Consider the following 25,576-nt stretch of genomic DNA (forward strand, 5'->3'; position numbering starts at 1 on the left):
ACTGGCAGATATCTACAAGGGTATTTGTCAGTGAAAATATCTTCTTTTAAGTTATTTATAAATCAAAAAAGTAATTTTTAAAATGGAACATATTAATTTTCTTGCCTTCGCAATGCCCGCTTTTTTTCTCTTTTTATTTATTGAGTATAAAATAATGCAGCATAGAAAAAGACCTGAAATTTTCAATTATGAAAGCTCTGTTTCGAACATTAGTATTGGTATTGCAGAAAGATTAATTAATTTATTTATTGCTGCAAGTTTTTATCAGTTGTATTATTTTATCTATAACAATTATCGAATTTTTGACATTCCGACGAATATTTTTGTTTGGTTTGGCTTAATTCTGGCCACCGATTTTGTTTGGTACTGGTACCACAGATTAGGTCACGAAGTCAATTTTTTCTGGGCAGCGCATATTGTGCATCATCATAGTGAAGAATTTAATTTTACTGCCGCGGCAAGAATCACCACTTTTCAGGCTATTATTAGAACAGGTTTCTGGTGTGTTTTGCCGTTTACGGGTTTTCACCCAAAAATGGTAATCACGATGCTGATTGTTCATGGCGCTTATTCCTTCTTTACACATACACAGCTTATTGGAAAAATAAAATGGCTCGAATATGTTTTTGTAACGCCTTCTGTTCATGGAGTTCACCATGCCTCAGACGAAAAATACCTTGACAAAAATTATGGTGATATGTTTACTTTTTGGGATCGCCTCTTCGGAACTTTTCAAACCGAAGAAGAAAAACCAAAATACGGATTAACACATCCGCTAAAAAGCTATAGTTTCCTTTGGCAGCACTTTCATTATTACTTTGAAATTTATGAATTAATGAAACGTTCTAAAGGTTTTAAAGAAAAATGGAAAGCCGTTTTTGGCAGTCCGGCGCATATGGATCAGGATATTCGCCCAATTCTGGAAAAACGTTTTCTGCAGGATAAAAGTAATCCGCATCAAAGACTTCGTTTTAAAAACTATCTCTATATTCAGTTAGGAATCTGCACATTGTTTTTAACAGGCTTTACCTATTATTTTGATTATTTAGAAGTGTACGATAAGGTCTTTGTGCTTTCCTTTATCCTGATAACCTTAGTTAATTGCGGTGCATTATTAGAACAGCGCAAATGGATGTATTATCTCGAATATGCCCGTATTTTTATGATTACGACTTATTTTCTTTATCAGGAAGATTTAACGATATTTCTATTTGTACCGCTCGCAGTTATGATTTTTGCCGAGCAAATGTTTTCGTTGAGCAAACGTTACCAAAACGTAGTATTACAATTAGAATCAGAATAAAAAGTTTAAGGTTTTCCTGCAAGGTTTCCAAAACCTTGTAGGTCTTTATTTTCACGCTCCTATATTTCAAAAAGACATACCTACAAAGTTTTTGAAACCTTGCAGGAACGCTGAAATTAATAATTTATAAGATTACATTATTGACCTTAAGGTTGTTTTCCTGCAAGGTTTCCAAAACCTTGTAGGTCTTTATTTTCACGCTCCTATATTTCAAAAAGACATACCTACAAGGTTTTTGAAACCTTGCAAGAACGCTGAAATTAGTAATTTATAAGATTACATTATTGATCTTAAGGTTGTTTTCCTGCAAGGTTTCCAAAACCTTGTAGGTCTTTATTTTCACGCTCCTATATTTCAAAAAGACATGCCTACAAGGTTTTTGAAACCTTGCAGGAACGCTGAAATTATATCGTTTTGATAGCCATAATCTTTTCTTCAAAAGTATCTTTAAAATCTGATTTGCTTTTGATTCTTGTTTTGTATGTATATATTGTAGCCACAGAAAGTTCCAGGAATTCTGCCATTTGGCTGCTGTCCTGAATTCCTAATCTGTACAGGGCAAATATGCGAAGTTCAGTATTCAAAAGTTCGCCTTTCTTTACAATGCATTTATGGTCATTTGGAAATAAATGATTAAAATCGGTTACAAAAGTTGGGAATAATTTCAGGAAGATTTCATCAAACTGATGGAATAAATTTTCTCTTTCTTCCTTTACATTATAGCGTTTTAGACTCGCAATAACTTCATCTGTTTTCTTGGTAATAATTTTATGAAGCGTGCTTTTCTGAATATGATCTATTTTATTAATGAAAGCTGATGTAGCTTTAATGAAATACGTGATATATTCTTCTTTAATCGCATTTGCCTCGCTAAGACTAATATTCATTTCCTGAAGCTGTGCATACGAAGAAGCCATAATTTTTCTGGCCTTATTTCTTTCTTTTAATTGTTTGAAAATGATGATCAGAAATAAAACAATAATTAGGGTTAATATCGTGAGCAGAATAATGATCCTTTCGAGTTTATCATTTTTTTCTTTTACATTATTAAGCTGTGCTTTTTCAATGATAGGCAAGATCGATGAAATTTCAATTTTGCGATGTCTGGCGTTGTAGAAAGTCGCATCATCCATAGCAATATTGATATATTCGTTTGCTTTGTCAAGATAACCCATTTTAAAGAGTTCGTTGGCGAGGTTTCGCAAAGCTACCGTTTCTTTTGTGGCATTTTTGACATCTGCAATTGCAGCAAGAGCCAGATAGTAAATCGCTTTTTTTGTATAACCTCTTTCAGAATAAATATAACCGAGACTTGATGTAGCAATTCCGTAATAATCGGGTGGTAAATCATAATTGTTAATCCAGTAACTAAAAGCAAATTCAGCACCGCGCCAGTCTTGCTGTTTTAATCTTTTTAAACTTTCGGCTGCCCAGTATTCATTTGTATTCGTTCCGATTAACTCCAGGGCTTTTTTCAGAAAATGGTTTCCCTGCTGTACATAATGGATGTTAAAACGCTGATCGCGGTTATAATCGGCTAAATCATAATAAGCACGGGCTTTTATATTATAATATTCAAATTTGTTTTTTAAGTCGAGTTTTTGATCGTCGATGACATTCAAAGTATCAATAGCTTCTTTAAACAAACCCGAAGAAAGCAGCACAAAACCTTCCTTGATACGGCTTTTTGCCAAAAATCTTGGCTCTTTTAGTGCAATTGCCTTGATTTTAGCTTCTTCTAAATAATAATAAGCAGAATCATATTTAAAGGATTTATACTCCTCAAACAATGACATATAGCAATTATAAAGTGCTTCAGTATTTTGGTTCAGAGTAAACTTTGATACATTTTTTTTTAATGCTCCAATTTTTTGATATTTCTTTTTGAGATACACCTCTTTTTTAAGGAGCACTTTATCTAATTCTTCTAAAACAGGATTTGTCTCTTTCGCAGTTAGAGAACAACCCGCAATAAAAAAATATAGAATCAATATTTTTCGCATGGTTATGTTTTGGTTTTAAGGTAAAATAGTTTCTTGATAGTTGAGTTAATTCGTTTCAATTCAAAAATAAGTCTGAGAGTTGGTGACTGATTATTTTTTGAAATTTAGCAAATTTAGACGTAACCACTTATAAACAAGTGTTGTTTCGTTTAAAAATAAGGTTTAAATGTTAAATGTAGTCTAATAATTTGCAATTATACAATAAAAAGCAATTATATATATGTATAGTTAAAAAAATATCAGCTTTAATTTTGATATTGTCATTTATACCATTATTTATTTGATGTTTTTTATCTAAACAACGTCTTGATTTTTTTACTTTTAAATATGTTGTAATTATCTATTAATCAAGTAATTAATGTTTTAATTGCTTGATTTTTATCTTGATTTTTCTCAGATTTATTTTTTAAGATTTATTTAACTTATAGTTTCGCTCTATCCTTTCGGGATAAAAAAAACTAACAAATCAAACCAAAATTTTATGAAATGTAAAAGTATTTATTGGTTGGCTGTTGCGATGAGTTTATCAGCTATTGGCTGTGACAACACTGACGACGGAAGCCACGTTGATCCGATTACCATTTACGAAAAAGTAAACGGAAATTGGGGATTGACAAATCTGAAAATGGTTGATGAATTTGCAAAAGCAAATAATATCCAGCCAAACGAAGAGAACTTGAGCACCTATTTTAATTACGAGGATTTTAAAATCAATTTCACCGTAGACGAAAAAAACAGGCCTACAAGTTATGAAGTAACAGGTAATGTTCCTCCATTATTTGCTCCAAAAGGGTATTGGGCATTAAGCTCAGACTTTCAGCAGACAAACGCTAGTGCAGTAAAGATCTATTTGTACAGTGATGCCCAAAAAACTCAAAAAACAGACGAGCTTCGTGTCATCTCGGTTCCGGGTAAAAACGACGAAATGCAGCTTCAATTGATGCGTACTTCGGGCGGGGCAGATTTTGTGTCTTATGTATTTAAATTAAATGCTATTAATTAAGAAGTAATATGAAAAAGTTTATATATACAATTTTACTTGCCCTTTTGATGGCTCCAAATTTTGTAACGGCACAAGAAAACGCAGGAGCTGTCGGTCCCATGTCATCTTATCCGGTAGTTTACAAATATGATGAAGAAGTGACCTGGTACTTTGATCTTTCGGGAACCACCTTTGCAGAAACAGAAGATCTCTATATCTGGATCTGGTCGCCATCTGAGCCTGATGCGGGCAATTGGGAAAACTCATCTGATTTTGCAAAACTAACATACGAGGGCGATAAAATCTGGAGTTTTAAGTTGACTCCAACAACGTATTTTACTAAAACTCCGGAGGAAATCGCCGCTAGTGCAGGATTTTGGTTCCGTTTAAAAAACAAAGACGGATCTAAGCAAAGTGATGTTGCCAACATGACTTATACTGATTTTTCGTCATTTTATACAGCAAATGAAGTAATCAGATCTTATCCATCAAAACCAACAATCGATAAACCGGTAAGTATTTTATTTAACTCTAACCTAAAAGACGGTTTTGCAGGAGTTCCAAGTGTTCACTTTCATAGTGGTTTAAACAACTGGGCTGTTTTGCAGGAATATCAGGCCTGGCTTCCGGACGTTTCTGAAAAAACAAAACTAAAGGATTTAGGAAATGGTTTTTACAGAATGGATTTGATTCCGCAGGAGTATTATAATACAGAGCCAGGTTTTGTTATGGAAAACATTACATTCCTGATGGTAGCAAAAGACTGGACAACTAATTCTGGTGACCAGATTATATATGCCGGTGAATTTATACCGCCCCCGCCACCGGTTTTTACTTTCTTTCCTTTGCAAATAAGTCAAAAAGACTTTTTGGGAATGTCAAGAAAAAACAATGAATCGGGTGTAAACAAATTAATTTACACTATTACAGCCGGCAGTAAAGTCATTTCGGGTGAATTTTCGGGAGGAACTGCTGAGATCAAAGGATTTGTCAATTTAGTTTCAGAACTAAAAGGAATTACAAACTTATCAGAAATTCATGTATTGGTAAAAGATAACAAAGACAAAACGATTTCAGATACTTCAATTCCGCTTAAGACTTTAGACAAATAATTCACTATCAAATTAAAACACCAATTCTAATGAATAGTAAAAATAAAAAATTAGTCCTACATCAAATGTGGACTACTAAATCGGCGGTATTGATGATTTTCATGCTTTTTCTTTCAGCAGGAATTTTTGCTCAGGGAAAAAAACAAATCTCAGGAACCGTTTACGACAATACAGGAAATGTATTGCCGGGTGCTTCTATTATTGAAGTGGGAACAAAAAACGGAACTACAACAGATTTTGATGGAAAATTTTCATTGCAGGTAGCCGTAGGAAGTGCTATTGAAGTTTCATTTATCGGAGCAACAACTCAAAAAGTTCAGATTACTGCAACTTCGTCAAATCTTGATGTTCGCCTGCAAAATGACGGTTATGCACTGGCAGAAGTTCAGGTTGTTTCTGTTGGGTATGGAAAAGTAAAAAAATCTGATTTAACAGGTGCCATTTCTACAGTAGCTGCAGATGATTTAGTAAAAGGAACAATTTCATCAACAGAACAGGTTTTACAAGGGAAAGTAGCAGGTTTAAATGTCATCCGCCCTTCCGGAGATCCCGCTGCAGGTTCTACATTGCGTTTGCGCGGAGGAACTTCATTAACAGCAAGCAACAGTCCGCTTATCGTTGTTGACGGAATTGCCGGAGTAGATATTAACGTTGTTCAGCCTTCGGATATTAAATCGGTTGACGTTTTAAAAGATGCTTCTGCAACTGCAATCTACGGATCCAGAGGAGCAAACGGAGTTATCATCATTACTACAAAATCAGGAACAAAAGGAGTTTCTGTTGTTTATAATGGTTTATCAAGTATTGGTTATGTGACAGACAATTTAGACCTTTTATCGGCAAATCAATGGAGAGGCCGCATGCGTGAAACAGGGAATCTTGATGCTATCGATTATGGCGGAAATACAAACTGGCAAAAAGCGATTGAGCAAACCGCAATTTCACAATCACATACTTTAAGTATTAATTCCGGAAAAGCAGACAGCGGTTTCAGAACTTCTATTGCCTATCTGAATAATGAAGGTGTTATTAAAAAATCAGGATTGGAAAGAATCAGCGGAAACGTTAGTGCTTACCAATATCTTGGAGACAGCAAAAGTGTAAAATTTGATATGGGATTATTTGCCAACATCGACAAATGGCATCCAATCGATTACAGAATATTTGAACGCGCTTATAACCTAAATCCAACAATTCCGGTTTATGATGCAAATGGCAATTTCTCATCTGTAAGTGGAAACCTTTACGAAAATCCTGTTGAAATCTTAACCAACAGAACTGTTGACAATGAGAGACACAGACTTTTAGGATATTTTAAAACAGAAGTAAAATTCCTCAATGATTTTACAGCTTCTGCTAATATCTCATTAGAGCATAATGCGGTAAAAGGCGGAACTTACAAGCCATCTTATGCAGTTCTGGAAGGAAGAACAGAAGACGGTTATGCACAAAGAACCTACGCAGAATATACAAACGCTCAGGGAGAACTTTTTGTAAACTACAACAAAACGCTGGGTCAGCATAACATCAGTGCATTAGCTGGATATTCTTATTTTGACAATATGTACGAAGGTTTTGGGGCACAAAGAAGTGGTTTTGTAACAGATGCTTTTGGTTACAACAACTTAGGCGCAGGTTATAATTATCGTTTGGGCGATGTGTACTCTTATAAAGGAAAATCAAATTTAGTTTCATTTTTTGCACGTGCCAATTATTCATTTGACGGAAAATATCTTTTAACAGCAACTGTAAGACGTGACGGCTCAAGCCGTTTTGGTGAAAACAACAAATGGGGGACTTTCCCATCTGCTTCGGCTGCATGGAAGGTTTCTGGCGAAGAGTTTATGGACGGTACAAAAGGCTGGCTGGATAACTTAAAACTTAGAGTAGGTTATGGCGTTACAGGAAACCAGGACGGAATTGGTGAGTACAAATCACTTTCTATTTTAGGAGTTGGAAATGACAGCTACTACGATCCGGTTACCAAAACGTGGAGTTTGGCTTATTCTCCAAAACAAAATCCGAATCCTGATTTGAAATGGGAATCAACAGAACAAATTAATATTGGGGTAGATTTTAGCTTTTTCAACAGAATTTCAGGTTCATTTGAGTGGTATTCAAAAACGACAAAAGATTTGTTATATACTTACGAAGTGCCGCAGCCTCCTTATTTAGTTGGAACTATGTTGGCCAACGTTGGTGAAATGTCTAATAAAGGTGTTGAGCTTACTTTGAACGCAGATATCATTAAAGGAGATAAATTTACCTGGGATGCCAATCTGACTCTTGGACACAACGTTCAGAAAATCGAAAAACTTTCGAACCCAACTTACAAAACAGATGTTATTTACAGCGGATCCCTACACGGATTAGCAGGTATGTCAGGACAGTATTCTCAGGTTATTGCCGAAGGATATCCTGTTGGAACTTTCTGGGGTTATGAAAGTGCGGGACTTGGCGAAGACGGAAAAATGCTTTATTACAATGCAGCAGGAGACAAAGTGCTGGAAGGTGCTTTGGTTGATGCAGACAAAAGAGATTTAGGAAATGTACAGCCGGACCTTACTTTGGGAATCGGAATGAATTTTACTTACGGAAATTTTGATCTTGGTATTTCAGGATACGGAATGTTTGGTCAAAAAGCATTAAATGCAACCAACATGATGTTAAACGATCCGAACAGATTACCGGCGTTTAATGTTCCTGATGATTTCTTAAACAGTGGTATTACTTCGTCTCCAAAATATTCTAGTTATTGGATAGAAGATGCTTCATTCTTTAGACTTCAGACACTTTCACTGGGTTATACCCTGCCATTAAAATTCAAAGGATCAAAACTTAGAATGTATATAATGGGAGAGAATCTTGCTGTGTTTACAAGTTATAAAGGAGTAGATCCGGAAATTGGTTTAAATGCACAGGATGGTGTAGACCAAACGGGATTAGCGTCGCCTGGAATTGACAGGTACAATAACTACCCGAGACCAACAACAATTTCTGTTGGATTAAATTTTACGCTGAATAACTAAGCGAATTGATAACCATAAAATATTAAAAATGAAAATCAAAATAACAGCAGCGATACTTTTAAGCATGCTTTTTACGGTGTCATGTACAGATTTGAATGAAGAATTATATGACAGAGTAGAGGATGGGAATTTTGGAAATACTCAAAAAGAGATTGATGCATTAGTTGGTGGGGCGTATTCTTCATTGAGAGGATTTGCCGATGGAATCTCAAATAACTATCCAACGTGTGAGTATGTTTTCTTTTTGAATGAAGTGGTTTCTGATGAAGCTACTATCCCGACAAGAGGCACAAACTGGTACGACGGCGGGCAATATCAGGATGCGCAAAAACATACCTGGAAACCCGACAACAGAATGATACTTTCTGCGTGGCGATACAACTACACGGGAATTGCAAAAATCAATGCCATCATTTATCAGATAGATAAATCGTCATTGACGGCTCAGGCAAAAACACCAATTTATGCAGAGTTAAAAGCAATCAGAGCCTACTACTATTACAACCTTCTGGATATGTTTGGTAATGTACCAATTGTAACCAATTTTGAAGATGTTGATTTGCCATCAAATTCTACAAGAAAACAAGTGTATGATTTTGTTGAGAAAGAATTACTGGATGCAATTCCGTATTTAAACTCAAGTGTAGTGTACTCAAAATTGACAAAAAATGTTGCTTATTCTATATTAGCAAGGTTGTATCTTAATTCAGAAGTATATATAGGAACAGAACGCTGGCAGGATTGTATAGATATGTGCCAGAAAGTTTCAGGTTATACATTAACTCCTGATTTCTTTACCAATTTTGCTACAGAAAACCAGACGTCAAGCGAAATTATATTTGCTATCCCGTACGATTCAAAAGCAGGAACAGTAGGTAATTACATGAATTCAATGTCTTGCCACTATTTGCATAAACTGACATTATCCCCAACAGGAAATTATCCCTGGAGTGCCAACGGAATGTGTGCTCAGCCTGGCGTTTATTCTGCTTTTGCAGACACAGACAAAAGAAAAAAATGTATGATTGCCGGAGATCAGATCAATTTGGCAACAGGTTCTGTAATTATAATGGATAACGGAGAACCGCTTACCTATACCGAAAACCTGACAAGCTTAGCCGATGCTAAAGAAAATGAAGGCGTGCGTTTAGGCAAATATGAAATGAAAGCAGGCGAAAATTGGGAACGTGATCATGACTTTGTGCTAATTCGTTATGCAGAAATCTTAATGATGCAGGCAGAGTGTTACGTACGTCTGGGTGCACCAGAGCTGGCAAGACCATTTTTGCAGCAAATCACAGCACGTGCAGGAGAAGAAATGCCAACAACAATAGATCTTGCTTTTATAGATCAGGAATTGCTTAAGGAATTTACTTTTGAGGGAAGAAGAAGAACAGATAACATTCGTTTTGGAACTTTCTTTGACCCGTGGTGGGAAAAAGGGACAACAGAAGCTTACAGAGCTATTTTTCCTATTCCAACTTCAGTGTTAACTACCAACAAAAATTTACAACAAAACCCTGGGTATCCTCTAAATTAGGGTATTAAATGTCAGTCTTCCATGTTGGTTAGTCGTGGAAGGCTGACATATTTTAAATTTTAGCCAAACATTAAATAGATTATTTGCAAACTAAATTGAACTTAATGAATCAGTTTTAATCCTTTTAATCTGTGGCAAAAATTAACCATAACAATCATAAAAACAAACATTATCTCATATGAAAAGATATATCACATTATTGTTTTTTGGTATAATGAACATTTTAGTTGCCGTCGGATGCAGCAGTGACGATAAAGGTTCAGATAATTCCACAGAACCAGAAAAAGTAGCAGCCGTTGCAATTGAGAAAACAAACAGTACCAAAATTTATGTGCACTACATGCCATGGTTTGAAACCAAAGAAAGCAGTGCCGATAAAAAATGGGGATATCACTGGACAATGGCCAACAAGAATCCGGATATTATAGGAGCAAACAACCAAAGGGAAATTGCATCATATTATTATCCGCTTATCGGGCCTTATCATTCAGGAGATAAAAATGTGATCGAAAATCATTTATTATTGATGAAATACTCCGGAATCGATGGTGTATTGATTGACTGGTACGGCACTTATGATGTTTACGATTACAGAATGGTAAAAGAAAATACCGAACAGCTTATCGCAATGCTGGACAAAGTTGGTTTGGAATATGCCATAGTTTATGAAGACAGAGTTACAAAAAGCGCCGTCGATGCAGGAAAAGCCATTTCGGTAACGAGCGCTGCCAAAACAGATTTGGCCTATATGCAGAACAATTACTTTGATGATAAAAATTACATTAAGGTAAACGGAAAACCTTTGCTTCTTAATTTTGGGCCAATCGTATTGCAAACACCTGCAGAATGGACAAACGTTTTTAATACGCTGACCACAAAACCTACTTTTATAACCCTTTGGGATCAATCTGTAGAAGCCGGAGAAAATGCTTCGGGAGAATATGCCTGGGTATACAAAAACAACACATACCTGACTAATTTTTATACCAATACAAAGCCAAAATTTTCTGTTGCTATAGGAAGTGCTTACCCTGGTTTTAAAGATTTTTATGCAGAAGGCGGAGGCGGAGCAGCAATTGGCTGGACTATTGAACATAACGATGGCGCAACCCTTGATGAAACGCTGACAATGGCCAAAAATGCCAATTTAAGTTATCTGCAATTGATTACCTGGAATGACTTTGGCGAAGGAACAATGTTTGAGCCAACAGTCGAATTTGGGTATACTTATATTGAAAAAGTAAAAGCATTTGCCGGAGTTAAAAGTTCAGAAAATATTTTTCCGGATATCAGTAAACTTTATGATTTGCGCGTGCAGAAAAGCGGCAATCCAGACATTCAGAAAAAATTAGACCAGGCCTTTAATTATTTTGTTTCAATGCAGCCTGCCAAAGCAAAACAAGTGCTAAATGAAATTAAATAAGAGCTGTAATTAATACCATTAAATAATGAAAAACATAAGATATAGATACTGTCTGATTACGTTAGCCTCAATGCTGATTTTTGCCTGCAGTACTAAAACTCAAAAAACATATAAAATCAGCTCTCCGGGAAAAATCTCCGAACTAATTTTTGAATTAACAGCTTCAGGCCAGCCACAATACCGTTTTTTATCCAACGGAAAATCAGTTATAGAACCTTCTTTATTGGGATTTGAGTTTCAGGAAATCAAAAAAATGACGGATGGTTTTGAAGTGGTTTCTACCGAAGAAAAAACAGCTGACCAAACCTGGGAACAGCCTTGGGGTGAATTCAAAAAAGTAAGGGACCATCATACAGAAATGATTGTTCACCTAAAAGAATCTGGGGGAGAAGAACGTCTGGTTGATATTATTTTCAGGGTTTTTGATGACGGTCTGGGATTTCGATATGAATTTCCGAAACAGCCTCATTTAGGAAAAGTAAAAATTTCGAATGAAGTCACGCAATTTACTTTTAAAGATAATAATGAAGTGTGGTGGATTCCGGTACATCGTGAAAACAGCTATTATGAGAGTACATACCGCAAAACATTAATGAGTAAAACAGATACTATTAATACACCGGCAACTTTTGAAACAAAAGGCAAATTGTATGTGGCAATTCACGAAGCCAACCTGACTGATTTTGCCTCAATGACATTATTAAAAACTTCTGATAAGCAATACAAAAGTGATCTGGTGCCGTGGGCAGATGGTGTTAAAGTATATGCCGAAACCCCTTTTAAAACGCCATGGAGAACTGTAGTTGTGGGTAAAACTCCGGGAGATGTTGCCACTTCTACAATTATGCTGAATCTCAATGAACCTTCAAAAATTGAAGATTTATCATGGATTACACCATCAAAATATATTGGAATCTGGTGGGGTATGCATTTAGAAAAGTTCACCTGGGGACAAGGACCAAAACATGGTGCGACAACAAAGAATACAAAAGAATATATAGATTTTGCTGCAAAAAATAATTTTGACGGCGTTCTGGTAGAAGGCTGGAACGAGGGCTGGGACGGTGACTGGACTGCCGATGGATCTGCATTTAGTTTTGTAAAAGCATATCCGGATTTTAATCTGGAAGAAATTACAAAATATGCTGCAATCAAAAACGTTCGTTTAATCGGACATCACGAAACAGCGGGCGCAACCAAAAATTACGAAAACCAATTGGAAGATGCTTTTAAACTGTATCAGAAAATGGGAGTAAACTCAGTAAAAACGGGATATGTAAATAAGTTTCTGGATAAAAAAGAATGGCATGACAGCCAATATGGAGCACGTCATTACAGAAAAGTTATCGAAACGGCGGCAAAATATCACATTATGATTGATAACCATGAGCCAATGAAAGGAACAGGAATTCAGCGTACATATCCAAATTTTATGTCGCAGGAAGGCGGAAGAGGACAGGAATATAATGCATGGTCTGTTGATGGCGGAAATACCCCTGAACATCTAACGACTTTGCCTTTTACCAGAATGTTGTCGGGTCCTTTTGACTACACGCCGGGTAATTTTAATTTTGATTACAAAACACCTTCAGGAGCAAGAGTGCAGACGACTTTGGCAAATCAGCTGGCATTGTATGTTATCATTTTCAGTCCGTTGCAAATGGCTTCAGATTTGCCTGAAAATTATGTTGGCAAACCAGAATTTCAGTTTATAAAAGAGGTGCCGTGTACATGGTCTGATACCAAAGTGCTGGATTCTAAAATTGGAGAATACACTACAATTGTGCGCAAAGACTGGGACGAAAAAAACTGGTATTTGGGTTCTATCACAAACAGAAACGCGAGAGACCTAAAAGTGACATTGTCATTTTTGGATAAGGACAAAGAATACGAAGCCGAAATCTACGCAGATGGCAGTGGAGCAAATTATAAAACCAATCCATACCCAGTTTCAATTTCTAAACAAAAAGTAACGAACAAAACAGTTTTAGATTTAAAACTGGCCGCTGGCGGAGGAACAGCTGTAAAATTTTCTCCAGTCGAAAAAAAGTAAGTTGAGTTTATTTTGAGTTAAGTTGAGTTAAACCTAACAGGTTTCCAAAACCTGTTAGGTTTTTTATTTTTTATTTTAGATTTTAGATTTTAGATTGAAAAATCCTAACGGAAAAAACTCAGTTCCTTAGCAGCTTAGACCCTTAGCCCCTCAAAACTAATGTTTATAGAGCTTAACATGTTTTCCGAATGTATAAACAGCACTAAGTGTTGGTCCGTTATAGCCCCATTTTATGTAACCGTTTAAACGCTCTTTAATAGTATCTACTTTAAAATTAAGACCGGTATAACCAGCACTCAGACTAAAGTTTTGATAAACATTATAAGTAACAGACAAATTATAGCTTAAGATTCTGCCGTCGATATCCTCAATTTTTAATGCAAGATAATTGGCATTTACATACAGGCCAAAACGTTTTGCCAATACAAATTCCCCCCAAACACCAACATCAGGTAATGGTGCTGTGAAGGCAAAATTGTCCCTCACTTCAGCAATTTGATCATTGGCAGTCTCTACGCGAAGCCCTAAATCTGCAAAAAGAACATGCGCACCAATTAATAATCCCGCTTCGTATTTTGGTTTAGACAAAAAAGCATATCCATAAGCAATACGAGCGATCTGGACATCAAAGAAAGCGGTAATCCGGGTATTTATATTATAAGTATGATCGCCAAAAGTAATATCTCTTTGGAGTGTTTTGGATGAACTTCTGTCTAGTGCAAAATACTCAAATCCCAGCCTCGATCTTCTGGAAATGCGCCAGTCAAAGGTTCCGATAAAAGAAGTACTTGACTTAGAAAAGCCCAAATCATCTTCGAGATCAATTTCGGTTCCTATCTGGCCATTATTGGAACCAACCTGTACTTGCGTATTGTTTACGGGAAAAAATGCGCCTGCTGTAACTTTAAATCTTCGGGCGTGCCAGGGATAATCTTCATCGTACTGATTTTCAGAATGTGCATTTTCTGTTTTGTTAAAAATTGTATCCTCAAATGTGGTGTTATCTGCAATGGTTTGTGCATTTACCGTAATCCCAAAAAGTATAATTGCTAAAAAAATGTATTGATTTTTCATAGAATAGAATTTAATGGTTTGGATTTGTAACCATTAAAGTTAGTAAAAAATATCTTTCATTTTTAGTTTTTAAATACTTTTTTATTTATTAACTATTTTAAATTCAGATGTTTATGTTTCTTGAGTTTAGGTCTAAGGTACAGCGTTACAAATGTTTTTTTTAGTTTTAATGATAAGAAAAGCCTGAAATCATATTCTATATTGATAAAGATTGGCTGCGTGAGGGATAGGAGGAAGCTACCGAAGTAGCCTGGATAGCCCGACAGCATCCCGATGAGAGGGCACATAATCGCATAGAAATTTTGCCCTCGCATTGGGATGCTGTCACGCCCTGTATTATATCTTTGAATTGACTTAAACTCTATTATAGTCGGCTCTCCAGTGTACAATTGCTTTTTTGATAGCAGATCCTGTGAGACTGTTTTTTAGCGTATTCTCTACTAGTGGCAACAGTTCATTGTCTGGTGCAAAACGCAGCGCAAAAATCTGATCGTCGGTAAGTTTGTATTCAAACTCTTCGAGTCTTTTTCCGGTAAGTGTGAAGTAACGGTAACGAAGTTCTAAACGTACAATTCTGTTTTGAAGCGTGAGCGCATAGTGCTGACGTAACATAAATGCCAGACAGAATAAAAAAATAAATACTACACTTATAAAAGCCCAGATTAACTGATCTTGTGTGGTACATGCAAAATAAATACTTGCTGAAAGAAAGGCAATAAGTATGGGGTAATAGACAAAGTGGTGAGGTGGATAAAAACGTATGTGATTCTGATAGGTTTGAATTTTCATAATGATTTGGGTTTAAGAAATACGGGTTAAAAATATAAAAGCTATTCTAATTAAAGAATAGCTTTCTTTCTCAAAATAAACTAACAACCAATATTTTATAATTAAGATGTACTTTATAAATAGTGAGTCTTTATAAAATTGAAAATTTAATTATTTAAAATATCTTAAAACCTTTTGGTAAAATTATTATACAGACACTCTTTTGTTGTTATATTTTAAAATAATATTATTACAGAATTCAAATATTTTGTTGAAGGAATGTGGCTATAATTTTCCATTCTTTTAATTTAGATTGAAAGCTTTTACTAGCGTTTGCGGGACTTGACGAGGGCAGTGTAATGAGTTGATATGTCTTCTTGAGTGATACATATTTTTTGAAAAATGCCGCTGCTTTTTGTCCGTTAAAGAATATAGTGGTGATGTTTGGATGTTTTTGCAGGAAGGATTCAAAGTCATTTGCAATCTCATTTTTTATGGCGCTGTCCAGACTTCCAACCCGGTCACAATATTGCAAAACGTCCCAGAGGGCAATATTGTTTTTTTGTAAAAGCGCCTTTCTTACTTCGTAATCGGTTGAGAAATCTTCTTTGAGAATGGTGAACATAAATTTCCAGAAATTGTTCTGGCTGTGTCCGTAATACTGATTGAGCTCTAAGGATTTTGTTCCTGGCATTGTGCCCAGAATCAGAATAGTAGCCTTGTCTGAGCTTATTGGGGCAAAAGAAAAACTCTTCATGTTATAGATAATTATAAAACAAAATACGAAAATTATATAACAATTTGGGCGCACGTTTAATCGAACTTTGGATTTGTAGATTTAAAAAGAGTTTCTAGTCCCAAAATGAATTCCTCTTTTGATAAAATCTATAAAATCTGATTATAGAATTTTTAAATCCAGCAAAATGAAAACAGTTACGATAAGCACAGAAAAAATTAAAGATATTTTTGAAACTCTCGCTTTAAATCTAGGCGGAAAAGTAAGTTTTGATCTTGACGAATATACTTTGGATGTCAATAACAGTTTTGCCAAAGGTTCTATTATTGGTGCTTCATTTAATGATGATATCTCGTATGTGCAGTTTGATATGACTTTTTCTGTAGATGTAAAAATGAATATCACCAATTTGAAATCGGCCCCGGTTTATTTTGCTTACTGTTCTAAAGGAAATTTATCTCATAGTTTTGGCGTGGTAGGCGAAGAAAGAAAATTAAAAACATTTCAGACTGCTATTCTCTCTTCTAAAGAGAATCAGGAAAATGTATTGTTTTTTGAAAAAGATAAGAGAACGCAATTTACCCTGATTCTTGTGGGAACTCAGGTTGAGATAAAAAATCAGGTTAATTCTCTGAACGAAAAAGTAAAAGAAACTTTCTTTGGTGAAAATGGTAATGATGATTTCTTTTATATAGGTTCATATAACCTGAGAATCGCTGAAAAAATTGAGCAGTTAAATGCTGTAACCCAAACGGGAATTGTTCGTAATTTATTAAAAGAAGGAATTCTGAGAATTATTCTGGCAATGGAAATTCAGCAGCACACAGATGATCTTGCTTCGGCATCAAAAGATTCTAATTTCCTTACTTTGCGTGAAATGGAGCAAATAAAAGAGTTGTCTGAGGCGATAAAAGCAAATCCTGAAGAAGCGTTTACGATAAAATCATTAAGCAAAAAATCAGGTCTTTCGCCAAACAAATTGCAGGAAGGTTTTAAAATGATTCACAACCGCACTGTAAATGATTATATCACACACATGAGAGTCCTGAAAGCCGAAATCTTAATCAGGACTTCTGACTTAAATATTTCTGAAATCGTATATTGTATTGGTTTTACGAGCAGAAGTTACTTTTCTAAAATTTTCAAACAAAAATTCAACTGTAGTCCAAAAGAATATAAATTTAACTTGAATCCGTTGGCTATTACAGCTTAAGCAAAGGTTCTAAGATGCTAAGGTTCTGAGGTTTTTAATTTTTTAAGATTTTTTCTTAGAATTTGAAACTTCAGAACTTTATTAGTTTTGAAAGGGGCTACTAATAAGGTTAATTTTTTTTTCTTAGAAACTTAGTCCCTTAGAATCTTAGCAACTAAAAAATCCATACATTTGCATAACTAATTATGTAATTAATTATATTGTGAATTTTTTTGATAAAGTTGGAAAAGTGGCTTTAGGAAGCCGTCTCCGTTTAATGACTGCGTCTATCACTGATGATGCAGCAAAGATTTATAAGCTGTATGGGCTGGATTTTATGCCAAAATGGTATCCTGTCTTTTATTTATTAACCGAAGAAAAGGAAATTACAATAACAGAAATAGCAAACGAGATAGGGCATTCTCAGCCTTCTGTAAGTAAAATTATCCAGGAAATGATTGCTGCAGGTTTGGTTCATGAGAATCTTAAAACAGATGATAAACGTAAAAACAGCGTTGCCCTAACTGAAAAAGGATTGTTTATCTCAAAGGAATTAAAACTTCAGTCTCTTGATGTTCAATCGGCTGTTGAATCTCTTATTGCAGAATCTAACCATAATTTATGGGCAGCGCTGGAAGAGTGGGAATTTTTGCTGGAACAAAAATCTCTTCTGAAAAGAGTTATTGAAAATAAAAAATTAAGAGAAAGCGGTGACGTTGAGATTGTGGAATTTGAGCCAAAATACCAGAATGCTTTTAAAGCCCTGAATGAAGAATGGATTTCAACGTATTTTGAGATGGAGGAAGCAGATTATAAAGCTTTGGATAATCCGAAGGAATATATTCTGGATAAGGGGGGTAAAATTTTTGTCGCCTTGTATCAGGGAGAACCTGTCGGCGTTTGTGCATTAATCAAAATGAATGATAAAAATTATGATTTTGAAATGGCAAAAATGGCGGTATCGCCAAAAGCTCAGGGTAAAAGTATTGGATGGCTTCTTGGAAAAGAAATCATAAAAAGCGCTAAGGAAATGGGAGCAAAAAAAATATACCTCGAAAGCAATACCATTCTTAAACCAGCAATAAATTTATATAATAAAATGGGTTTTCAAAAAGTATCCGGTCTTGCAACACCTTACAAACGCTGTAATATACAGATGGAGTTGGTTCTTTAGTTGAGGCTCTGAGGTGCTGAGGTACTGAGGTTCTAAGGTTCTGAGATGCTAAGGTTCTAAGGTTCTGAGATTCTAAGATTTATTTTCAAACTCAGTACCTTAGCATCTTAGAACCTCAGAACCTTAAAAAAAAAACTCTATCTCCCAAATCTATAATACTCTAAATCAGTGTGTTTCCTGTCTTCAATTGAACATAAAATTGAATTCATTGCTATGACGCTAAAGGTGATTCCGTTTCCTCCAAAGCCCAAAACGTAGTGTTCGTTTTTATTTGGATTTGGTTTTCCAAAATAGGGAAGCCCGTCTTTGGTCTCGCCAAAAGTTCCAGCCCAGGAGTAATCCAGCTTAAATTTGATTTTAGGGAATTTTCTTTGAAATTTTTTCAACAGCAATTGCTCCTTTTTAGGTAATAATTTATCCCGTTTTTTAGGGTCCTTAAATTCTTCATCGCCCCCTCCAATAATGATTCTGTTGTCTGGTGTACCTCTAAGGTATATATACGGCGTTGATGTATCCCAGAAGATAGCATTCTTAAAAGCTTTTGGCAAGTCAGGAAGACATTCAGACGCAATTGCATAGGTACTTTTAAGGTCGACAACTTTTTCTTTTAGTGTTTCTGTACTTTCATAACCAGTACAATACACAATATCCTGAGCAGTAATTTTGCATTTGTTTTCGGTATAAGCTACAATTTTTCCTTTTTGCTCATAAGTAGATATAATATTGGTACGGTCAAAAACCTGTAATCCTTTTTTTTCACAATAACCAATTAAATCATAAGCCAGTCTATACGGATCTACAACTGCAGCGGTTTTAGATTCTATAGCGGCCAGTGCATTTAAGCCTAATTTTTCGAGATCCCATCTTTCCAGCCATGTAACATCAAAACCACTTTCTTTACGGCATTTAAATTCTGCTTTCAGGAATGGTAAGTCTTTTTTTAACGAACAAAAATAGATGCTTTTTTTAAACTCAAACTGGCAATTGCTTTTTATGTTGTCCACAATAGCACGAAGATCAAAAATGGCTTTTTTTCCGTTTCTATAACTGTCTACAGCACATTCAAGACCTCTAAGTTTTACGAGTTCGTGTAACGACACATCAATTTCGTACTGTAGTAAAGCAGTACTGGCGGCAGTGCTCCCGTTAGCTATATCGCGACGGTCGACAATGACTACTTTTTTGCCTTCATTAATAAGTTTATAAGCCATTAAGGCTCCTGTAATCCCTCCTCCGATAATTAAGATTTCAGTTTCAAGGTCTGAATCTAGTGAAGGATAAGCTACATCCATTGCATGTTTTAAGGGCCAGAAGGTTTCAGTTGAGCGTAACTTCATCTTTTATTATTGTTTTTTAGTCCTGTTTTGTGTCCTGTTTTTATCTTTTCTTTCGTGTTGTTCGTGTGCCTCGGCGATTGAATGTGATTTCTGGAAACTTTCTTCTTTTTTTGCGAGTTCACTCAATCGGTGATAGTATTTCTGTACGGTAATCATCTCTTCTTCAGTCATACTCTCAATATCAACTAAACTATTGCTTGAATATTTATTTGACGCTACCAGCTCATTTAATTTTAACTGAATAGCAAGTGAATCTTTGTTTTGTGCTTTCTGAATTAAAAAAACCATCAAAAAGGTAATAATTGTTGTTCCTGTATTAATAACTAATTGCCATGTTTCTGAATAGTCGAAAACAGGCCCGCAAATTGCCCAAACGACTACAATCAGAAAAGCACTCAAAAATGCTGTTGTACTGCCTGCAGCTTTAGAAACTTTTGAGGCAAATTTTTCAAAGGCGCTTGAACCTTGTCTTTTTTTACTTTTCATTTTATTTATCTTTTCGTTTACTGACCTTTTCTTCCCGAATGACTTTGTTATTTTTTTCGTCATAAACAGCGTCTTCGATCTTCTGACCGGTTTTACTGAAAATCTTAATTTTTGGTTCCTCATGTGTTCCGGTAATTACAATCGGGAAACCGATGATCCCGAATGGCGGCAATCCAAGACGCATTCGCAGATCAAGTAAGCCGTCAAAACTGGTAGTGCCTTTTATGGTGGGCTTAAAAGCAGAAACACTAAACGTAAATGGCTCTATGTGGATTAAGTTGTTGTCGATAGTAGACTTGATTTCAATACCTTCTAAGCCTGGGTCATCTAAGCTTTTCTGACCGGTTTGAGAACTTATTCCTTCAAATAATTTCAGGCCTTTTACTTTTACATCGCGTAAATTGATTGTTCCTGCTCCTTCAAGTGATTCATAGATAGGGCCCATATTTCCGTTAAGATCACCTTTTACTTTATAATCAATAGAAATAATTCCTTCTGCTTTTTCAGCAGCTGTAACCATATCATGAAACATTGGAATTTCTTTGTAAGCTCTTTGAACACTAAAATCTCTGGCAGTAAAATGGGCATCAAAATTGGCAGTAGTAGGAGATTCGTCTCTGTATTGTGCATTGATTCCTAAAATGCAGTCGATAATATTAAAGTTGGTATTTTCTAAGAAAAAATTACCTTTAGAAATACCTATTTTTCCGGTAAGTTTATTCAGCACTAATCCGTTATATTCAACTTTATCAACATTTGTTGTCAGCGCCACGTTTAAGTTTTTAGGAATAATAACTACACCGCTCATTTTGGGATGATCTTCTTTGGCATATTCTACTTCAAGGTTTCGATCGGTATTTTCACCTTTTTCAAGTGCCATAAATTCATCAACATTAATGAGTTTTGATTTCATATTAAAATTACCGCTTAGAGTTCCGTGTGATTCCAGGAAATAATTGATGGTATTAAGCAAATATCCATTAATGGCAAAATCAGATTTTCCGTAAGAAGCATTGAATCGTTCAAACCACATTTTTTCATTTTGAAACCTGAAATTTCCCTGTTTGATAAAAAATGCTTTCGGAAAAAGTTCAGAGGTGGCTTTTATATTTTTTAGAATAATAGTCCCTTTGTTGTCCAGTTTATCATATTGCCCGTTGGCAGCGTAGCTTTGCTTTCCTTTTAGCGAAAGATCGGCTTTGGCATACCCTGTAATATCAACTCCTTTTCGTGAAAAAACTTTATAGATTCGGCCAACATTAAGTTCACCTTTTATTTTTGCATTATAGGCCAGATCACCAAAATCTGAAAGGGTAGCATTTACATACATCGGATTTCCTTCAAAAACAAAAGAAGCGGGAGCTACAGAAATAATTAAATCCTTAAATGTTCCTGCTTTATTCAGCACATTGGCGATAAAAGTAATATCGGTTATCGGATTGGGGTAAGCATCTGTTTTTAGTGACCCGTTTCGAAGTGAAATTCCTCCGATCGTTTTTGGAAATAATTTTTTTGTGGTGCTAAAAGTTCCTCTTGCCTGAATGTTTGTTTTTAAAATTCCATGCAAATCAATTGTATTTAGCCCCAGGGCAGCATCCACAGTAGCAAGATCCAATGCACCTTTTACACTCGCATTAACATCCATTTCTGTAAAACCTTTACTGTGCAGATAAGCGTTAAAATAATCTTTTTCTCCAACCTTAAATTTCAGTGTATTAAGGTTTATCAGAAGTTTTTCTACGTCAAGCTGTGGCATGATTGCATTCAGGTCCATCTGAAAATCAGTTAGCGGAGCAGGGGCATTTTGATAATTAATGGCACCCTTGTTGACTTTCATATTAAATGCCAAATCCGGTTTTTGCTTTTTGGCGACATTATAATTTCCTTTAAAAGTAAAAAGCAAATCACTGTTTCCGGAAATCTCCGTTTCGTTCATCCAGGTCAAATATTCCGGAGGCATAACAGAAAATAAATCTTTTAGTGTAGTGTTTTCAGACGCGGCTTTGATATTGATTTTATAACCGTCTCTGAGAATACTGAACAAACCAGTAAATTTTAGAGGTAATTTATTGATTTTTAATTCGTTTTTCTGAAGAATAAAGGATAGGGCATGTGTATTGATTCGTGTAATAAGATCTGCGCGGACTTCTTTTTTTCTAAGGTAAGCCGTTTTGTTATAATAGAAATCGACACTGTCAATTTTTGCATCGGTGTTTAAATCAAAAATATCTTCGCTTAAATTTCCTTTTCCGACATAATTAAAGCCTTTTGCATCGACCAGAATTTTAGCAGAACGATCATTGTATTTGACATGGCAATCTTCAAGATCAATTCGTTCCAGACGAATTGCAGTTCCTTCTTCGGGGGCGTTTTTTGTGTCTTTTGTATCTTCGGGAGCGATGTAAATGTTATAATTGGCCTGACCTTTTTGGTTTACCATTATATTTATCAATGCCTTGGAAACGTATAATTTATTGATTTTAACTTCATTATCAAAAATCAGTCTTTTGAGGTTGATACCAAAAGCAACCTGTTCTGCTTTTAAGAGAGTATCATTGCTAAAAGGGGCTGAGCCGGTAAGGGATAAATCGTCTAAGGAAACAGTAAGGGACGGAAAATGTGTAAAGAAAGAAAGTCTCGATTTAGTAAAATCCATTTTGGTATCTAAACGCTCATTGGCTACTTTTTTTACCTCAGAAGCTATCTTTCCGGGAAATAGTAGTGGAATCAAAAAAAGTAATAACAGTATTCCTGCTATTACTATTCCTGAAATTTTTAAAATTTTTAGGGCGGTATGTTTAAATGAAAATGGCATATACTATAGATTTAAATTAAAATATTCTAATCTGAAGTTTAGCTGATACATAAAAATCAGATTCTATTAGAAAAGCTATTTCTTGTCTTTTTCGGCTTCAGCTTTGGCCGCTTCTTCCTTCTCTTTTTCTAGCTTTTCCTTTTCTGCCTTTTCCTTTTCTGCCTTTTCCTTTTCTTCTTTTTCTGCCTTAGCTTTTTCCTGCTGCTCTTCTTTTTTCTCTTTTATTTCTTCTTGTTTTTTCTCTTTTTCTTTTTCTTTTTTCTTAAAATATCCTCTTAAAAGGAAATTGCTTTTTGCAGCTTCCATATTTTCGCTGAAACCTTTTGTACCGGTTTCAAGATTAGATAGAGTATTAGAAACACTGTTGGCCATTTTGTCGTCTTTGACTAATCTAGCCAATGCACCATTTCCGTTATTCATACTACGGCTGAAAATAGCAAGCTCATCAGAAATAACGCCCACGTTATCAACGCTTTTCTTAACGCTTTTCATGATATCAGTCATTTCTATTCCCGCAATTGATGCAATTTTTCCGTTATTTTCAATTACTTTCTGAGAATGCACACCCGGAGAAATAGTAAGTACTTTATCTCCCATTAATCCGTCTGAGCCAATGCTGGCGCGCGCATCTGTTTTAATAAATTCACGAACTTCATCCTTGATAACCATTGCAACCACAACTGTTGAATCGTTGACTAACTGAATCTCTTCGATTGTTCCTACATTAATTCCCGAAAAACGTACATTGTTTCCAACCTGTAAACCGCTAACCGTTTTAAAGTTTGATGTAATTCTGAACGTCGAACCAAAAAGGTTTTTTTGTTTTCCGATAAAATATACTGCAAGTATAAAAAGCAACAATCCTATTGTTACAAACATTCCCAATTTCCAAGTATATCCAGATTGCTTATCCATGATTTCTAATTTATTTTTTTATATTATTCAAAAAAAGAGCGAACCCATTCATCTTCACTTTTTTCCAGTTCTTCATAAGTACCTTCAGCATGTATAACACCATCTTTTAGCACCATTATTCGGTCTGCAGTAAGTTTTGCACAAGCCATATCGTGTGTAATAATTATCGATGTCGTTTTCCATTTATTTTTAATATCAAGAATCAGTTCGCTGATTTCTCTTGATGTTATCGTGTCAAGACCGGTTGTTGGCTCATCATACAATATAATTTCAGGTTTCAGAATTAAAGTCCGGGCCAGGCCAATCCTTTTTTGCATACCGCCAGATAATTCAGAGGGCATTTTGTCGATTGCATCTGCCAGGCCAACATTTTCAAGAGCTTCATGAACTGCATCTTCAATATCTTCTGAACTAAGATCCCTGTTATGTTTTCTTAATGTAAAAGCCAGGTTTTCCCTAACCGACATTGAATCATACAAAGCCCCACTTTGAAACAAGAAACCAATTCGTAATCTTACCTCATTAATTTCATTTTTATTTAGATCAAGGACATTGGTATCAAAAACTTTTATTTCTCCTTTATCGGGTGTAATTAATCCAACAATACATTTGATAGTGACAGATTTTCCAGAACCCGAACGGCCAAGAATCACTAAATCTTCGCCTTTGTTTACACTAAGATTCACACCTTTTAAAATCTGATTATTTTTGCCAAATGTTTTGTGCAGGTCTTTAATCTCAATTACCGGAGCTTCTTTTTTATCCTTCTTTTTGGTGTCGGTATGTTTTTTTTCTTCAATCATTTTTAAAAGATTAAATCGGTTACTTGTACTGCAATCATATCTATAATAAAAATGGCCAGCGAAGCTGTTACAACGGCAGAATTTGCCGCTTTACCCACACTCTCTGTTCCGTTTGCGGCGTTAAAACCTTTAAAACACCCAATCATTCCGATAAAAAAACCGAAGAAAAATGTTTTGATTGTTGCCGGAATTAAATCCGAATAATCTAATGATTCAAAAATTTGTGTAAGGAAACGATACATATTTACATCATCGTGAATATTGATTCCGACATATCCTCCAAATATCCCAATTGCATCTGCAAAAATGACTAGTAAAGGAACCATAAGGGTTGTGGCCAAAATTCGGGTTACTACCAGATAATTATAAGGATTTATGGCCGAAACTTCCATAGCGTCAATTTGTTCGGTAACTTTCATAGATCCTAACTCTGCACCAATTCCCGAAGAAATTTTTCCGGCACAAATAAGGGCTGTAATAACGGGTGCAATTTCACGAATCAGCGAAAGCGCAACCATTCCCGGTAACCAGGATTCAGCACCAAATTCTACCAATGTTGGTCTTGACTGAAGTGTTAAAACCAAACCCATAATAAAACCAGTAATGGCAACTAATGGCAACGATTTATAACCAATAACGTAACATTGTCTTCTAAACTCTCTCATCTCATAAGGAGGTACGAATAACTCCTTAAAGAATCTGGTCGCAAACAATGTCGCATTTCCTATTCCTTCGAATGTGTTTTTTAGAGTAAGAATCAAAGTATAATGTTTTTAGTTGTTATGAATTATAGTCTGAAAAACAATTGTTTACAAAGCTCGTTTTACGACT

General features: G+C 35.3%; 19 protein-coding genes. 9 read left to right on the top strand and 10 right to left on the bottom strand.

Translation table 11 applies throughout. The features are described from left to right. Positions 1-82 precede the first annotated feature (82 nt). Positions 83-1,303 carry a sterol desaturase family protein gene (locus JOD96_RS08480; protein WP_209563842.1) on the top strand — a complete coding sequence of 407 codons (1,221 nt, stop codon included), beginning with the start codon at positions 83-85 and terminating at the stop codon, positions 1,301-1,303. A gap of 404 nt (positions 1,304-1,707) precedes the next feature. Here the strand turns inward: JOD96_RS08480 and JOD96_RS08485 are convergent, their stop codons facing one another. Further along, positions 1,708-3,306, bottom strand: coding sequence for a DUF6377 domain-containing protein (locus tag JOD96_RS08485; RefSeq protein ID WP_209563843.1), 1,599 nt, complete (start codon positions 3,304-3,306; stop codon positions 1,708-1,710). A gap of 481 nt (positions 3,307-3,787) precedes the next feature. Between JOD96_RS08485 and JOD96_RS08490 the strand changes: the two genes are divergently transcribed. The 6 genes from JOD96_RS08490 (at position 3,788) to JOD96_RS08515 (ending at position 13,445) form a co-directional block, all read left to right on the top strand. Then, on the top strand, positions 3,788-4,309 hold the full coding sequence (locus JOD96_RS08490; RefSeq protein WP_209563844.1) for a DUF5004 domain-containing protein: 522 nt from the start codon (positions 3,788-3,790) through the stop codon (positions 4,307-4,309). A gap of 8 nt (positions 4,310-4,317) precedes the next feature. Continuing rightward, positions 4,318-5,400 carry a hypothetical protein gene (locus tag JOD96_RS08495; RefSeq protein ID WP_209563845.1) on the top strand — a complete coding sequence of 361 codons (1,083 nt, stop codon included), beginning with the start codon at positions 4,318-4,320 and terminating at the stop codon, positions 5,398-5,400. A 29-nt stretch (positions 5,401-5,429) separates the two neighbouring features. Then, the gene (locus JOD96_RS08500; RefSeq protein WP_209563846.1) at positions 5,430-8,429 is read left to right on the top strand and encodes a SusC/RagA family TonB-linked outer membrane protein; all 3,000 of its coding nucleotides are present in this window, start codon (positions 5,430-5,432) and stop codon (positions 8,427-8,429) included. A gap of 28 nt (positions 8,430-8,457) precedes the next feature. After that, entirely contained in the window at positions 8,458-9,969 is a 1,512-nt protein-coding gene (locus tag JOD96_RS08505; RefSeq protein WP_209563847.1) for a RagB/SusD family nutrient uptake outer membrane protein, read from the top strand. A gap of 178 nt (positions 9,970-10,147) precedes the next feature. Beyond that, positions 10,148-11,392 carry a glycoside hydrolase family 71/99-like protein gene (locus JOD96_RS08510; RefSeq protein WP_209563848.1) on the top strand — a complete coding sequence of 415 codons (1,245 nt, stop codon included), beginning with the start codon at positions 10,148-10,150 and terminating at the stop codon, positions 11,390-11,392. Positions 11,393-11,417: 25 nt separating this feature from the next. Then, positions 11,418-13,445, top strand: a complete 2,028-nt coding sequence (locus JOD96_RS08515; RefSeq protein WP_209563849.1) for a glycoside hydrolase family 97 protein — start codon at positions 11,418-11,420, stop codon at positions 13,443-13,445. 156 nt (positions 13,446-13,601) lie between these two features. Here the strand turns inward: JOD96_RS08515 and JOD96_RS08520 are convergent, their stop codons facing one another. The 3 genes from JOD96_RS08520 to JOD96_RS08530 form a co-directional block, all read right to left on the bottom strand. Continuing rightward, positions 13,602-14,519 (bottom strand): hypothetical protein, encoded by a 918-nt coding sequence (locus JOD96_RS08520; protein WP_209563850.1) that lies wholly within the window; start codon positions 14,517-14,519, stop codon positions 13,602-13,604. A 354-nt stretch (positions 14,520-14,873) separates the two neighbouring features. Next, entirely contained in the window at positions 14,874-15,308 is a 435-nt protein-coding gene (locus tag JOD96_RS08525) for a DUF6526 family protein (protein WP_209563851.1), read from the bottom strand. Between the two features lie 238 nt (positions 15,309-15,546). Then, a complete protein-coding gene (locus JOD96_RS08530) occupies positions 15,547-16,044 on the bottom strand; it encodes a DNA-deoxyinosine glycosylase (RefSeq protein ID WP_209563852.1) in 498 nt (165 codons plus the stop codon). Positions 16,045-16,210: 166 nt separating this feature from the next. On the opposite strand from JOD96_RS08530, the gene JOD96_RS08535 reads away from it, so the two are divergent. Both JOD96_RS08535 and JOD96_RS08540 read left to right on the top strand, forming a co-directional pair. Then, on the top strand, positions 16,211-17,236 hold the full coding sequence (locus JOD96_RS08535) for a helix-turn-helix domain-containing protein (RefSeq protein WP_209563853.1): 1,026 nt from the start codon (positions 16,211-16,213) through the stop codon (positions 17,234-17,236). Positions 17,237-17,438: 202 nt separating this feature from the next. Then, positions 17,439-18,389, top strand: a complete 951-nt coding sequence (locus tag JOD96_RS08540; protein WP_317195277.1) for a GNAT family N-acetyltransferase — start codon at positions 17,439-17,441, stop codon at positions 18,387-18,389. Positions 18,390-18,526: 137 nt separating this feature from the next. Here the strand turns inward: JOD96_RS08540 and JOD96_RS08545 are convergent, their stop codons facing one another. From JOD96_RS08545 to JOD96_RS08570, 6 genes are all read right to left on the bottom strand, one after another. Further along, positions 18,527-19,726 (bottom strand): NAD(P)/FAD-dependent oxidoreductase, encoded by a 1,200-nt coding sequence (locus JOD96_RS08545; protein WP_209563854.1) that lies wholly within the window; start codon positions 19,724-19,726, stop codon positions 18,527-18,529. A 6-nt stretch (positions 19,727-19,732) separates the two neighbouring features. Further along, positions 19,733-20,212: a low affinity iron permease family protein gene (locus JOD96_RS08550; RefSeq protein ID WP_209563855.1), complete on the bottom strand. Its 480-nt coding sequence runs from the start codon at positions 20,210-20,212 to the stop codon at positions 19,733-19,735. Between the two features lies 1 nt (position 20,213). Further along, positions 20,214-23,027 (bottom strand): AsmA family protein, encoded by a 2,814-nt coding sequence (locus JOD96_RS08555; protein ID WP_209563856.1) that lies wholly within the window; start codon positions 23,025-23,027, stop codon positions 20,214-20,216. Between the two features lie 75 nt (positions 23,028-23,102). Next, positions 23,103-23,942 (bottom strand): MlaD family protein, encoded by an 840-nt coding sequence (locus JOD96_RS08560; protein WP_209563857.1) that lies wholly within the window; start codon positions 23,940-23,942, stop codon positions 23,103-23,105. 23 nt (positions 23,943-23,965) lie between these two features. Further along, positions 23,966-24,745: an ABC transporter ATP-binding protein gene (locus tag JOD96_RS08565; RefSeq protein WP_209563858.1), complete on the bottom strand. Its 780-nt coding sequence runs from the start codon at positions 24,743-24,745 to the stop codon at positions 23,966-23,968. A 2-nt stretch (positions 24,746-24,747) separates the two neighbouring features. Then, entirely contained in the window at positions 24,748-25,506 is a 759-nt protein-coding gene (locus tag JOD96_RS08570; RefSeq protein ID WP_209563859.1) for an MlaE family ABC transporter permease, read from the bottom strand. Between the last annotated feature and the right edge of the window lie 70 nt (positions 25,507-25,576).

The sequence above is a fragment of the Flavobacterium sp. 1355 genome (genome assembly GCF_017833415.1).
Taxonomy (GTDB): domain Bacteria; phylum Bacteroidota; class Bacteroidia; order Flavobacteriales; family Flavobacteriaceae; genus Flavobacterium.